Source organism: Companilactobacillus kedongensis, assembly GCF_003946625.1.
Lineage (GTDB): Bacteria > Bacillota > Bacilli > Lactobacillales > Lactobacillaceae > Companilactobacillus > Companilactobacillus kedongensis.
The window spans coordinates 1-14,265 of the sequence record NZ_RHOR01000005.1 but is presented as its reverse complement, the minus strand read 5'-3'; the positions used below and the strand labels follow the sequence as shown (position 1 = coordinate 14,265).

General features: G+C 36.6%; 15 protein-coding genes. 7 read left to right on the top strand and 8 right to left on the bottom strand.

Annotated elements, in window-relative coordinates:
- Positions 1-30: 30 nt before the first annotated feature.
- The 3 genes from EKM60_RS04460 to EKM60_RS04450 form a co-directional block, all read right to left on the bottom strand.
- Positions 31-1,368 (bottom strand): gluconate:H+ symporter, encoded by a 1,338-nt coding sequence (locus EKM60_RS04460; protein WP_125712864.1) that lies wholly within the window; start codon positions 1,366-1,368, stop codon positions 31-33.
- 99 nt (positions 1,369-1,467) lie between these two features.
- A complete protein-coding gene (locus EKM60_RS04455) occupies positions 1,468-2,865 on the bottom strand; it encodes an SLC13 family permease (protein WP_125712862.1) in 1,398 nt (465 codons plus the stop codon).
- Between the two features lie 31 nt (positions 2,866-2,896).
- The gene (locus tag EKM60_RS04450; protein WP_125712861.1) at positions 2,897-3,874 is read right to left on the bottom strand and encodes a hydroxyacid dehydrogenase; all 978 of its coding nucleotides are present in this window, start codon (positions 3,872-3,874) and stop codon (positions 2,897-2,899) included.
- A 355-nt stretch (positions 3,875-4,229) separates the two neighbouring features.
- On the opposite strand from EKM60_RS04450, the gene EKM60_RS04445 reads away from it, so the two are divergent.
- On the top strand, positions 4,230-5,447 hold the full coding sequence (locus EKM60_RS04445) for a mandelate racemase/muconate lactonizing enzyme family protein (protein ID WP_125712858.1): 1,218 nt from the start codon (positions 4,230-4,232) through the stop codon (positions 5,445-5,447).
- Between the two features lie 30 nt (positions 5,448-5,477).
- A complete protein-coding gene (locus EKM60_RS04440; RefSeq protein ID WP_125712856.1) occupies positions 5,478-6,605 on the top strand; it encodes a lactonase family protein in 1,128 nt (375 codons plus the stop codon).
- A 52-nt stretch (positions 6,606-6,657) separates the two neighbouring features.
- Here EKM60_RS04440 and EKM60_RS04435 read toward each other — a convergent pair whose 3' ends face one another.
- Positions 6,658-7,554, bottom strand: a complete 897-nt coding sequence (locus EKM60_RS04435; protein WP_125712854.1) for a LysR family transcriptional regulator — start codon at positions 7,552-7,554, stop codon at positions 6,658-6,660.
- A 178-nt stretch (positions 7,555-7,732) separates the two neighbouring features.
- On the opposite strand from EKM60_RS04435, the gene EKM60_RS04430 reads away from it, so the two are divergent.
- A complete protein-coding gene (locus EKM60_RS04430; RefSeq protein ID WP_125712852.1) occupies positions 7,733-9,061 on the top strand; it encodes an enolase C-terminal domain-like protein in 1,329 nt (442 codons plus the stop codon).
- A 264-nt stretch (positions 9,062-9,325) separates the two neighbouring features.
- Here EKM60_RS04430 and EKM60_RS04425 read toward each other — a convergent pair whose 3' ends face one another.
- Positions 9,326-10,243 carry an L-lactate dehydrogenase gene (locus EKM60_RS04425; protein WP_125712850.1) on the bottom strand — a complete coding sequence of 306 codons (918 nt, stop codon included), beginning with the start codon at positions 10,241-10,243 and terminating at the stop codon, positions 9,326-9,328.
- Between the two features lie 155 nt (positions 10,244-10,398).
- A complete protein-coding gene (locus EKM60_RS04420) occupies positions 10,399-10,665 on the bottom strand; it encodes a hypothetical protein (protein WP_125712848.1) in 267 nt (88 codons plus the stop codon).
- 210 nt (positions 10,666-10,875) lie between these two features.
- Here EKM60_RS04420 and EKM60_RS04415 point away from each other — a divergent pair, with 210 nt between their 5' ends.
- Positions 10,876-11,448 carry a TetR/AcrR family transcriptional regulator gene (locus EKM60_RS04415; protein WP_125712846.1) on the top strand — a complete coding sequence of 191 codons (573 nt, stop codon included), beginning with the start codon at positions 10,876-10,878 and terminating at the stop codon, positions 11,446-11,448.
- Between the two features lie 49 nt (positions 11,449-11,497).
- The gene (locus EKM60_RS04410; protein ID WP_125712844.1) at positions 11,498-12,166 is read left to right on the top strand and encodes a ribose-5-phosphate isomerase A; all 669 of its coding nucleotides are present in this window, start codon (positions 11,498-11,500) and stop codon (positions 12,164-12,166) included.
- Here EKM60_RS04410 and EKM60_RS04405 read toward each other — a convergent pair.
- Positions 12,146-12,505, bottom strand: coding sequence for a nuclear transport factor 2 family protein (locus EKM60_RS04405; protein ID WP_125712842.1), 360 nt, complete (start codon positions 12,503-12,505; stop codon positions 12,146-12,148). The two genes, EKM60_RS04410 and EKM60_RS04405, sit on opposite strands and share 21 nt — an antisense overlap.
- 240 nt (positions 12,506-12,745) lie before the next feature.
- Here EKM60_RS04405 and EKM60_RS04400 point away from each other — a divergent pair, with 240 nt between their 5' ends.
- Positions 12,746-13,060, top strand: coding sequence for a bacteriocin immunity protein (locus EKM60_RS04400; protein ID WP_125712840.1), 315 nt, complete (start codon positions 12,746-12,748; stop codon positions 13,058-13,060).
- Between the two features lie 95 nt (positions 13,061-13,155).
- On the opposite strand, the gene EKM60_RS04395 is transcribed toward EKM60_RS04400, so the two are convergent.
- Positions 13,156-13,536 carry a DUF4430 domain-containing protein gene (locus tag EKM60_RS04395; RefSeq protein ID WP_125712838.1) on the bottom strand — a complete coding sequence of 127 codons (381 nt, stop codon included), beginning with the start codon at positions 13,534-13,536 and terminating at the stop codon, positions 13,156-13,158.
- 211 nt (positions 13,537-13,747) lie between these two features.
- Between EKM60_RS04395 and EKM60_RS04390 the strand changes: the two genes are divergently transcribed.
- Positions 13,748-14,265, top strand: a 518-nt coding sequence (locus EKM60_RS04390) for an RNA-guided endonuclease TnpB family protein (protein ID WP_164508315.1), incomplete at its 3' end; no start/stop codon positions are given.

The following is a 14,265-nucleotide window of genomic DNA, read 5'->3' as shown; positions in this document are numbered from 1 at the left end:
AATAGTTATGTCACAGCCCCTTTTTAGAATTTAAAAAATCAGTGACAGCAATAGGACAACTATTAAACCAGTAACAGACATGGCCATTGATAATATTGTCCACGTAAGGAGAGTTTCTTTTAGTGATAATCCAAAATATTGCTTGATCATCCAGAAACCTGCACCATTAACATGATCACAAAAGACTGATCCAGCACCGACTGCGAGTACCATTAGAGCTGGATTAATGGTTGAACTGACAACTAAAGGTGCGACAAGTCCAGCACCAGTTAATGCAGCAACTGTCGTAGAGCCAAGACAGAAGTGAAGTGCGGCTGGAATTAACCAAGCTGCAATCAGGACAGGAAAGTTAGAGTTGATGAACAGGCTAGAGACATCTTTGGAAACCCCACCAGTAATTAATACTTGTTTAAAAGCTCCGGCACCACCGATGATCAGGAGCATCATCGAAATTTGTTTAATAGCAGTTTCCATAGTTATACCAATTTGTTTCATCGGTGTCTTTTGAGCAATACCCAAAGTATAAATGGCAATCAATAAGGATATGATCATGGCTATATCAGCATTACCAATGAATTGAATGACCATATTGACAGGATTTTTTTCTGGCAAAATGTATTTAAAGATAGTCGCTAGAATAATCAATATCAGCGGCATAGTTGCAGTTAAAATACTGACGGAAAACTTTGGTATTTTGTCATCTTTAGCAGAGGTTTTAATATTTCCTAATGATGGTATCTTGATATGTTTACGATAAACTTTTGGATAGATTTTCTTTAGATAGTGATTGTAGACTGGACCCATTAAAATAGTAACAGGAATTGCTGCCAAGATCCCCAATAGGATAACATGTCCGATTGGTGCACCTAGTATTTCGGCTACGGCTGTTGGAGCAGGATGTGGTGGCAGAAAAGAGTGCGCAACATTTAATGAAACTGCCATTGGCAAAGCTAGATAGAGAAAGGCAATATCTAGTTCTTCAGCTATAACGAAGATGATAGGTAGTAAAATAACTAATCCTACTTCAAAGAATAGTGCTAATCCAATAATAAATGACGTCAGGACTACCGCCCAGACGATATATTTCCGACCGATCCGTTTAGTAAAAGTATTGGCAATGGAAATACCGGCTCCAGAATCTGAGATCAACATCCCAAGCATTGATCCTAAACCGAAGATAATTATCAAATGTCCAACCTGATCACCGATCCCCATTTCGATGACTTCAGGTAGTTTTGTATAAGGAATTCCCAATAATAACCCTACAATGACGGAAACGATAACTAATGAAAAGAATGTATTCAATTTTAATTTTATTATCAAAAAGAATAGTATTAGAACACCAAGTAACATGATGTAGATAGACATGATAAATCCTCCTTTCTATCCTCTATTTTTAAAGTGATTTATTTCACATACAATTTTAAAATAAAAGGGAACTGCATAATGCATTCCCTTTTTTGCGTCCTAAGCAATTCCCATAATTTGCCAAAGTGGGACACAGACTAGTAAACCAATAATATTTATCAGCATATAACCAAGTGATGATTTTGCCATGGCACCTCTTGATACCATACTGTCATTTACAGCAGCACCACCAGTTAAGAATGGTGCATTCATGTAAGATAGCAACCAAACGTTAACACTAGTTGTAACAATGATAGCGATAATGGCTGGACTAAAACTCATGGTACTGAAGAATGGAAGTAAACCGATCGTGATCAAAGTACCAGTTGAGATCAATGAGACAACGACAAATTTACATAGATAGATAATGATAGGTAAAGCAATAACTGTAATGTAAACATTACCGATAATTGGACTGATAACTGGTTGCAAAACGGTACGTAACCAAGTAGTCAAACCGGCAGATTGCATAACATTTCCTAAAGCCATAACAGTACCGATGAAGATGATCGTACTCCAGCTGAGACGGTTCTTGAAATCATCTGGTGTAAGAACTTTAGTAGCAACCAAGACACTGACACCGATCAAAGCTGTAACAGCGGCAGGGATGTTAACAACTGATTCTAAGATCCAGAAAATGATAGAAACAAGAATAACTGCAGCAGTAATTTTTTCTGCACGTGACATAGGTCCTAATTCAGTTAATTGTTTAGAAATGAATTCCTTTGAAATAGGTTTATCATCCTTAGGTTTAAATAAAAATCTAAGCAAGAAGTAACCACCAACTAAAATAATGATCGTCCAAGGAATCATCATGACGAACCAATTACCCCAGCTCAAAATTTTTTGAGCACTAGCAGGGATCAAACCTTTAAATGCATAATTTTGAGCAGTAGCACTCAAAAAACTTGCTTCAGTGACGAAGAAGCCCCACATTGCAGCTAAGAAAATACCAGAACTGCCCTTATCGTGTTCTTTGTAGCCTAAAGCGTTACTGATACCTTTAGCAATCGGAGTACTCATCGCAGCTTTAGGATGGGCACTGGGAATCATTGGAGCAATAATTGTTCCGGCTGTGAACAAAGCCAAAGTCTGACCTCTAAAGTTAGCTGGAAAATAGGTCATGATCTTTAAAGCAATCCGTTTGATCAAACCTGTTTTGGTAGCTGCGGCTCCTAAACCTAAACCACCAATGATGATCCACATAGTAGTCGTTGAGAAAATAGCGAAAGATACTTCAAATTTGACGGCCCCTAATGCGACCCATGAGGATAGCATTAGTAGACCAGTTGCAAAACTTGGAATAACATTAAAGATCCAGAAAATATTTGCGGTAACAAGTGATGCCAAAACGATCATCCCGGCATGTGTCAGTCCATCTGGCGTAGGGATAAAGAAGGCGATTATAACTCCTAAAATTATTCCAATAATGCCGGCAACTGTTTTTTTATGTTTCATAATGGAAGATCTCCTTTTTATGAATAATTAATTATTTCAAATCCTTTGCATTGACTGGAAATTCCGGTGTTTTGCCGTTTGAAAAATCAATGATAGCTTGAGCAGCACCTAATCCTAAAGCTTGGTTGGCTTCAACAGTAGTACCGGCCAAGTGTGTAGTTAGAATAGTATTCTTACTTGTAAATAGTGGGTTATCTGGAGCTGGAGGTTCTGGATTGAATGAGTCAATAGCAGCACCGGCAACTTCATCGTTGTTCAATGCTTCTGCAAGATCATTTTCATTGATGATCCCACCACGAGCAGAATTAATAATGAAGACATTGTTCTTCATAGTTTTTAGTTCTTTTTTAGTGATCATGTTTTTAGTTTCAGGTGTTAATGGCATGTTAATAGATAGGAAGTCGGCCACTTTATAGATATCCTCTAAGTTGTCATAAAGTTTAACAGGTGAATTTTTGATATATGGGTCATAACCAACAACGTTCATACCAAAAGCTTCGGCTAGTTTTACCAAAACCTGACCAATTTTACCTAAACCTAAAATTGCTAAAGTTTTGTCTTTTAATTGATTACCATTCAAATTGTATTTAGTTGAGAAGCCAGGTAGTGAACCATCAGCTGCTAGTTCTTCTTTTTTGTCATGGATGAGTTTGTCAGCAGGCATGATCTTGCGACTCAACATCAACATAGTAGTAATAACGTATTCGGCAACGGAAAAGGCATTGGCTCCGTTAACTTTAGCTACCATAATATTTTTCTTAGTAGCTTCGGTTACATCAACATTATTGATCCCAGTACCATTTCTAGAAATGATTTTCAGTTCTTTACCAGCGTCGATAACTTCGGCTGGCAATTCTGATGAACGCATGATGACTGCGTATGCATCAGCAATTTCTGATTTCATAGTTTCAACATCTGTATCAGCGGAAACTTTTACCTCAAATCCGTTGTCCTTTAGAAGTTGAATTCCTTTGTCGTCTATTTTTTCACTCAATAGAACTTTCTTCATAATGTGATCCTCCCAGTAAGATTCTTTTTTTATGTAGCGATGATTCTTTAAGCTATGGAACGCTTTCAAATATTATTATAGTTAACAAATTCACTAACACACAGTTACGGAATGGACGCCAGCCGAACTAAATATGACATGTGAAAATAATCTATGAAAACAAAAAAGCCCCTAGTATAGGAACAATAGTGGTTTATCAATGATTTATTCATATTATAAAAATGAAAACAAACTGGTCTAGATACATAAAAGGTTCAGCAGGGGAATGAGTCGGAACTGTGAACTAGTGAAATCCTTAACTATAATCGAAGCTGTAAACGGTTACCGCAATCGTAAATGAGAACGGAGGATGAAAATGAAAATTATTAGTGTAGATATAATGAAGGTTCCAAGCGAAGATCCAAGCTTTAGTGGTAATGGACAAGGCTCCAAAGAAGATTGGTGTCCATTAGTAATTCGAGTTAATACTGATAAGGGTATTTCTGGATTCGGTGAAGCCGGCTTAGCATATGGCAAAGGCTGGCGCGGTGGATTCGGTATGCTTCAAGATTTTAGCGAAGTTATTATCGGAGAAGATCCATTAAATATCGAAAAGATCTGGGATAAGTTATTAACTACTACTTATTGGGGTATTGCAGGTGGCGTAGTTGTCGATGCTGCTATTAGTGCCATTGATATTGCACTTTGGGATATTAAAGGTAAGTATTACAACACTCCTACGTACGAAATACTTGGCGGTAAGACAAATGATCACTTGCGTGCTTATGCCAGCCAGCTGCAATATAACTGGGGTGAACATATTGATAAGTTAAAGCTGATCACACCAGAGGATTATGCTGAGGTTACCAAGAAAGTTAGATCAGAGGGTTATGATGCTTTGAAGTTTGATCCGATCATGCTTAGTGATCAACCAGACGGCGGTGGAAAATGGATCACTAAAGGTACTGTTTCAAAGCACGTGATCGATGTTGCTTACAATCGTGTTAAAGCTATGCGTGAAGCTGGCGGGGATGATATGGATATCATTATTGATATGCATGCTAATTCAGATACGACTTCTGCTATTAAGATTGGGCAAGCGCTAGAAGATTTGAATATTCTCTATTATGAGGAACCAGTCAGCACCTTGAATCCTGATAATACATTAGAAGTTTCCCAAAAAGTTAATATTCCTGTTGCTGCTGGAGAACGTGTCTTTACTCGTTTTGGGTTCCGTAAGTTCTTTGAAGATCGTTCTATCAAAGTTGCACAACCTGATCTTTGTTTGGCTGGAGGTATTTCTGAAGCTAAAAAGATTTGTGATATGGCATATACATATGATATCAATGCTCAAGTTCATGTTTGTGGTGGACCAATTGCGATTGCCGCAGCCTTACAAGTTGAGGCTGTAATTCCAAACTTCTTGATCCATGAAGTCTATCAACGTGCTATCAATGCCAAAGATCGTGCAACCTGTCTATATGATGACTATCAACCAGTTAACGGATTTATTGATATTCCTGATCGCCCAGGTATCGGCCAAGAATTAAAGCCAGAAGTTATTGCCAAATGTAAGATGGTCACGATCAAATAGCATACCAAACATAAATGGAGGAATTTAATAATGTTAGATAAATTTATTTTAGGTGGATATACCGAGGACAATTACACTCCAAATAATCAATCCGATGGTGTTTATACTGCCACATTGGACACTGATAAAGGAGAAATTACTGATATTAGTTTGTTGGCAAAAGTAGAAAATCCAGCATTCTTTAATTTATCAGATACCGATCAAAAAATTGCTACAGTTTTGACAAAAGATAATAATCAAGGTGGAGTAGGTATCGTTGATGTAAAGACTGGTAAATTAATTTCTGCCAGCTATTTGCCAAAGAAGCATGGTTCATATGAAGCCTACGATGCTGCTAAGAATCTCTACTTCTGGAATGAATTGCCTTATACAGTTCCTTCCTATATTTCAATTGATACTAAACACAAGGTATTATTTGCCGCAAATTACAATACTAATGCTATTCATACTTATAAGATGGACGATGACTACAAGATAACTGACAGTCATACATATCCAATTGAAGGCAATGGTCCCTTGGTTGAACAAGATCATGCACATATTCACTTTGCTAGACAATTGCCCGATGGTAGATTGATGGTCTGTGGATTAGGTTGTGATAAATTATTTATTTATGATGTTAATTTTGATAATGCCGAAATCACATTAGTTTCAGAGTTTGATACGAAGCCAGGTTTTGGACCTCGTCAGTTGGCAATTGCTAAAAACAGTAATTATATCTATGTATTAGGTGAATTGGCAAGTCGTGTCGGTGTTGTTAAATATGATCCTAAGACAGGAACTTTATCACGTATCGCCGATTATTCTAATATTCCTGAAGGTTATGTTGGACACAACGGTTCAGCTGCCATTCGTCTAACTTCAGATGAAAAGTTCTTATATATTTCAAATCGTGGACACAATTCATTGACGGTTTACAAGGTCATTGATGGTGGAAAACATCTCGAAAAGATTCAACAAATCAAGACAGAAGGAGTTTTCCCACGTGATTTTAGTTTGAGCTATAACGAAGATTATTTACTCTGTGCAAATCAAAATACTAATGATCTGATCCTTTATAAACGTGACAAAAAAAGCGGATATTTAACTGTTGCTCAAAGAAATATTAAGCATGATGCTTGTGTACGTGTCTTAGAAGCAACTGATTTCTTGAAGTAAGCAGAAAAATATGGTGATATCTGAAGTTTTCTTCAAGTATCACCATTGTTATCTAAGATAATTTTTCAACTAATTTTTTTAAGATAGGATTTTTATTATTCTTATTGTATAGGAAGGTTGAAGCATAATATTTATTTACGTCATCTTTGATCTTGAGAAATTTGATCATGGGATTCTGTGATTTTTCTTTTGTGAGTAAAGGACTTGGATAAAATCCCACACCGTTGTTCGACGCAACTAACATGTCCCTTTGCTCTAAAGAAGAAACACGACTGATCTGTTCTTTTTCAAAGTATCCTGAGAATTTCTTATAAAAAACATCTCGTAAATAAATTGAGTCAGATGAACTGTAATATAGAAGCTTCATATCCTTTATCTTATTTAAACTGATCGAATCAGCGTCACTTAAAGGATTTAAACGACTAATTCCAAGGGTCAACTCGCCTTCAGTAAGTTTGATTAGTTGAACAGTTTCGTAATCGTCAAAATCGTTATCTAAGGCATAATAAGGAGTCACTGCAAAATCAATGGCATTTTTTTCTACCAAGTGAACTAGACGTTTACCACTTTCTTCTTTTAGCTCGATTTCAATATTGGGATTCTTAGTCATAAAGGGAAGTATTGTCGTTTGCAAAATAGTAGCTTGATTCATTGATGAGAAGCCTATTTCTAGTTTGTTTTTAGGAGTTTCATCGACAGTTTTTAATCGTGTCAAAGCATCATTATAGCTATTGACAATATCTTGGGCCGTAACGATGAATTGTTTACCAGTAGCGTTTAATTCAGTGCTATTTTTGTTACGAGTGAATAATTCTACACCTAATTCGTTTTCAATTTGGTCCATTTGTTTGGAAACAGCTCGTGGCGAAAGAAATAACTTTTCGGCAGCAGATTTAAAGCTGCCCGATTTCGATACGGTCAAGAAGGTTTTTAGTTTATTTATATCCATGTTTTCAGCCCCTAAACTTTAACTATACTTAGTGATGATCATTATACACTAAGGCTTGTGTGTACCTTTGGTTCATCATACGTCCAAAGAGTAACTGTTTTAGTTGAAATAGACACAATATAATAGAGTTAAGCAAAATTGTTAATTAAATCACAAACAAATAAGAGGAGATATTATTATGAGTATTCCTAAAATAGCCAAAATGGATGTCTATCCAGTTGCTGGATATGACAGTATGCTGATGAACCTTAGTGGTGCACATGGTCCATATTTTACAAGAAATATCGTTGTACTGACAACTGATGAAGGTCAAATTGGTGTTGGTGAAGTTCCTGGTGGTGAAAAAATCACAAGTACTTTGGAAGCTTCTAAAGAGTTAGTTATCGGTCGTTCGATCGGTGAATATAAAGATGTATTGCAAAAGGTAAGAGAGAAGTTTTCATACCTTGATAAAGGTGGAAGAGGTAAGCAAACATTTGATTTGAGAATTATGGTTCATGCACTTACCGCTATTGAAACCTCATTTCTTGATCTATTAGGTAAACACCTTCACGTTCCAGTTGCCGCACTACTAGGTGACGGTCAACAGAGAGAAAAGGTCGGAGTGTTAGGATATCTATTCTATGTTGGTGATACCAGCAAGACAGATTTACCATATATTCAAGATGATGATAATACTAGTGATTGGGGCAAATTACGTCGTAAACCAGCAATGGACCCTGAATCAATTGTTAAACTTGCTCAGGCTGCCTATGATAAATACGGCTTCAAGACCTTTAAGTTAAAGGGTGGTGTCTTTGACGGTGAAGAAGAAGTTGCCGCTATGAAAGCACTTCACAAGGCATTCCCTGAAGCTAAATTAGACTTAGATCCAAATGGTGCTTGGTCATTGAAACAAGCTTTACACTATGCGGATGAAATGAAAGATATTCTTCATTATATTGAAGATCCATGTGGAGCTGAGGAAGGATTCTCCGGAAGAGAGATCCTTTCAGAATTTCAAAAGATCACACATATGCCAACAGCTACAAATATGGTTGATACTGACTGGCGCCAAATGTCACATGCAATTGCTTTGAATTCAGTTTCGATCCCATTAGCCGATCCACACTTCTGGACCATGGAAGGTGCCGTTCGAGTAGCTCAATTGTGTAATGAATTTAATCTTAATTGGGGAGTTCACTCAAATAATCATTTTGACATCTCACTAGCTATGGTAGCTAATGCTGCCGCTGCTGCTCCCGGACGTGTCTTCGATGTTGATACTCACTGGATCTGGCAAGATGGTCAAAATCTAACTAAGAATCCATACAAGATCGAAAACGGCCAATTAACAGTGCCAAAGACCAACGAAGGTCTGGGCGTTGAAATCGATCTCGATAGCATCAAGAAAGCCAACCAATTGTATGTTGAAAAGAAACTCGGTGCACGTAACGATGCAGCCGCAATGCAATTCTTAATTCCAGGTTGGAAATTTGATTCAAAGAAACCAGCAATGGTTAGGTAAAAATTGAAATGGAGTTGTATCACATTTTATTAGTGTGATACAACTCCATCTTTGTATTTATATAGATTATTGAAAGGATAATTTAGTCGGAAGAACTGAAAATATCCACCAGCTATGACAGTGGCGTTATGGCTTTAGCCATTACACCACCGGGCGTGTTCGAAGACTTGCTGAACTTTGCAAGGCTTCAAACCGAGGAGGCGAGACCATGGCTCGCCCCGTTCCGCATAGCAGGTGAATATTTTCGGTTCTGTAGACGGAATCCTACATAGTAGAAAACTTACTCTTAATAGTCTCAGCTGAATTCTTAAATTTAGCTTTTTCATCATCAGTTAAAGTAACTGGATTGACATATTCGATACCATTTTTACCAATTACGGCTGGTTGGCCGATATAAGTATCAAATTCTTTATCATAACAGGATACAGGACATTCCAATTGAGCATCTGAAAGGACAGCTTCTGCCAATTTGACGGCACATGTAGCAATTCCGTAGCTAGTATATCCTTTACCTTGATATACTGACCAGCCGCCTTTTCTGATTTCTTCTTCAAGAGCGGTATAATCGAGATCTTTTCCTTGTTGTTTGGCAAATTCCACTAGAGGATGACTATTTACAGTAACACCTGACCAGGCGACGAATTGTGAATCACCATGTTCACCAAGTGTATAACCGGCAATATTTTTGGAGTTGACATTAAATTGTTTAGCGACTACACGTTGCATTCTGGCAGTATCTAAGAATGTTCCAGTACCAAAGACTTGTTGTTGAGAAAGTCCGGTAGATTTTTGAAGATATTGGGTAATTGCATCGCAAGGATTAGTTGTGTCTATCACAACACCATTGAATCCTGATTTTTTGATTTTTGGTGCAACTTCTTTGACCATAGCGTTAGTGAACTCAAATTCAGCCCAACGACTACCAGTTTCCTTTGCGGCATCGATCTTGCCGGCAGTTAAGAATAAAATATCAACATCCTTTAATTCAGAATAGTCCTGAATTTTGATTTGAGTAGTTGTATCTAATCTTGCCTGTGCATCTTCAAGATCGAGTTGTTCAGCCACTGCTTTTTTCTCATTATTGTCGATTAAAATTAATTCGTCTGCAATACCTTTAGTAACGAGGGTATAGGCAATGGTTACTCCAACATGTCCAATACCGATTATGCCAAATTTTCTCATTTTATAAGATCTTCTTTCATTTTTCTTTTAGTGTACCAAAGATCCGCCTTTGTAAAAACAATATCCGACAAATTGTGCAAAACAAATACCCCATAATCAGAAGATTAAGGGGTATTCATTGAACTGTTTATTAAATTTTTGTAATAAATGCTTAATTATGCTACTTTGTGCTCCAACTTACGATAGCCGAAGTAGAATTGAGTGACAGCTAACACGACGTTGACCCAGTTTAGAACTTGGAACCAGGTTGATAAACTATCCACAGGAGTTGCTCCGTAGAAAGTCCAAAAACCAAGGATGACAGCGACGACGTTGATCCATGCAAAAGTCTTTTGCAATTTTTGGTCATCGAGATCGAACCACATCCATACAAAGTTAACAATAAACCAAATTGCTAAGATCCAAAACATCCATGTAAACATATTGATTACCCCATTTCTTTTTAAATTTGAAAGCTGTTCCCATTGCTTTCAACAACTACATAATAGGGCGGTTATACCAATGGGTACACTAGCAATAATCTTGCTATTGTTGGATTACGGACACTTTTCGTACATTTTGTTCGAAAAGATACATTTTAATTGAAATTGATTGTGTTATGCTGAATTTAATAAAATAATTGGGGGATCATCATGTCAAAAGATGTCCGAAAAATCAAAACGGAACGTGATATTCAGCAAGCATTGTTGACGTTATTAAATTCAAAGACATTTCGTCAAGTCACTGTAGCCGATATATGTCAGCTTTCTATGACTAGTCGATCAACTTTTTATGCACATTATTTAGATAAATATGATCTATTAGATAAAATAGTAGATGGATTTACTCAATTGTTTGAAAATAGAGTGGGTCTCCGTTTTAAGCAGATCATAAATGGTGAAACTGACAATTTGTTGCGTGGGTTGGCTGTGGATATGGCAGATAATCGTGATGCACTTTTGACATTATTTACAGTTCATGAGCCTAATGCCGATTTGGAAGCCAATTTCAGAACGCTTCTACTAAGAGAGTGGAAACGATTTATCAAAGAATCCGGCGGGAAAATGAAAGTTCCAGAGGATTTGATGGCGTCTATGGGGATGAATGTTCAAATGACAGTTATTCAATGGGCGTTGTCTCATGGTGATGGAGAAATTGATGACGTGGCCGCTGCAGTTGATACGATCCGTAAAGCAATCTTGTTACAGATTCAACCTGAAGATTAGACAAAAAAAGAGTGATCAGATATGACCACTCAAATTTTATGAGGAAAATATGGAAAAATTACTTGAAGAAGCAATTAAATTGATTCAACCAAAAATGATCGTCAGTTTTGGTGGTGGAAATACAGTGGGCAGACTTTTACATGAAGTAGCTGCTAAAAAGCTTGATATTATTGTCTGTACACCATCCGAAGTTACCAAAGACACTTGTCAGAAACTAGGTTTAGAAGTTAGAGAATTGAATCAACTTGATAAAAGTGACCTAGCCTTTGACGGTTGCGATTCATTAGACAGGAATCTAAACGCCTTAAAAAGTAATGGCGGAATTCATACATATGAAAAGATTTATGCCAATTTAGCTAAGGATTATATAATTTTAGGGCCTAAAGAACGTATGCGGGAACAATTGAATGCGGATGTATTCTTAAGTTTAGAAGTAATCGAACCAGCAATTGAACAGGTGATCGAATTAGTAACCGCTTTAGGTGGACACGCAAAAGTGCGCCAGTCACAGGATATAGCCGGTATTGTGCGAACGAGATTAGGCAACTGTTTGGTTGATTGTACGTTTAATAATTGGGAAAAGATCGATGTGATCGATCAAGAATTAAGTGAGTTCAACGGGGTTGTTGGAACATCTTATTTCCATAATTTGATCACAAAGGCTTTATTAGCAGATGGGGAAAAAGTAATATCAGTCTCAGCTAATATTAACGACTAGAGAAGTTATTTTTCCTGCATCGTTGAATTTGTAATAGTCGAAGCCATGTAATGAAAATAGTGATCCATCGATTTTAAGACCGGCAACTGCCCATTCAGCTTGATAGTAGTCAGTGAAGGATTCTATTTTAAATAAGTGTTTTAATTCTTTGTTGCGATTGAAGAATGTTTTAAAAAATTCTGAGGCTTCTTTCTTACCAGTAGCTGTTTCACTTAATCCTGATTTGATAGACGTGTCTTCTGCGAATAAGTCGATTATTTCAGTGAGAGCTTTTTCGTCACTAGATGCTAAATCAGATAGTTCGAAGTATTTTTTGATCGTTTCGATATTTTTATCCATAACAAATACCTTCTTGTATTTTTAACGCCTAGTATAAACTGTTTTTAGAAATAGTCAGTTAAAATGAATCCGTCTCCGAATACCAATGAATTTGCCTGCTGTGCGAGCGCAAATTTCAGAATCATTGATTACGTAAGGACAACTTTGTCGTTCAAAGCAATTTTACTGTTGGCGTATTCGCTAGCGTTCCCTGGCTATATAAGCGTATATTATTTAAGGGGGGGGGAAAAACAAATTTATATGAAAAAGTCAGTTGATGAACAAGTATTTGAAATTATTGACGAAATGTATAATTCTTTATCTAAAAAAGAGGACACTGATCCAGAAATTATTAAGACTTTAATGACAGCTGGTATCTATTTAAGTGAAAAGAAGAGTGCTCCGCAAATAATTGCTTCTAAAACAGTTAATGGAATTTTGTTAGCTAATACAGTTAGTAAGTCAAAACTAGATGAAACTAATTGGAAACGTTTGAAACAATTGATAATGTTAGCTAAAACTGAAGGATTTCAAGGTTCACCATTGGGACCAACTGATCCCAGAGCACAATTTTAAAAATTAACTAAAAGGAGCTGTATCACATTTGTTTATCAATTGTGATACAGCTCCTATTTTTATGTCTAAATTAATTTCAGTCTTGGAGGCGGAAACTAACCGTTATATTTTGATAATGTGAAAGTAACCTTATCTTTGTTCTTCAACTTCTTCTTATCAGCACTGACGTTAACTTGCTTGCCGTTAACTGTAAAAGTCCAATAAATTTTCTTTTTGTTATTTTGTTTCTTGCCATCAATGGCCGAGATGAAGCCGCCTTTTTGCTTAACTTTCCAGGCTTTCTTTGTTCCATCCATAACTGTTGCATTTTTCTTTAAAGTAACAGTTTTCTTGGCAATTTGTTTCTTGTTCTTCTTTAGAATGTAAGTAACCTTGATGTTATTCGTTTTAGCATCAACGGTTGTGGCGGTTGCTGGTGCAATAACGCTAACAAGCATCAACAATGACATCAATAGAATAGTAATTCTTTTTTTCATAAATGAACTCTCCCTTTTGTCGTTATAGTTCAACGATTTCTAATTATATCAGAGAATTAGTTTATACGAGTTGGTAGATAAGAAAACTCGTTAATTTATTTGCTAGATGAATCATCGTCTTGAGCAACTGCACTTTTGTTTCTTTCTTAATGCTTTATACAAACATATGTTCTTTTAATGTATAATTGTAGGTAGAAAAGAGGTGATAACAATGGTTTTAAAAGGTATCAAACTCCGTATTTATCCTGACAAACAACAGGTTGAACATATTACTTTAAATTTTGGTGCTAACCGTTTCGTTTGGAATCAAATGCTGGATATGATCCAACAAAGATATGATAATAATCCTGATTCTGACTTCTTGAGTGCGTATGACTTGAACTACTTGCTTACTCAATTAAAGAAGGAATATATCTGGTTAAAGCTGGCTGAAAGCACAGCTTTACAGGTTACTGATCATGATTTAATTGAAGCCTACAAAGGTTTCTTCAAACACATCAGGAAGTACCCTAGATTCAAAAGTAAGAAATTTCCTAAGCAAAGCTATCAGTGTAAGTTTGTTAAAAATAACATTGAAGTGGTAGATGATCATTTCATTAAGCTACCTAAGTTAGGCTACTTGCGTTATCGTGCCGGTCGAAAGATAGTTGGCAAGATCAAAGCAGTCACAATTCGTAAGTCTAGTACCAACAAATACTACGCCGTCTTATCTCTTGATTGCGAGAACCA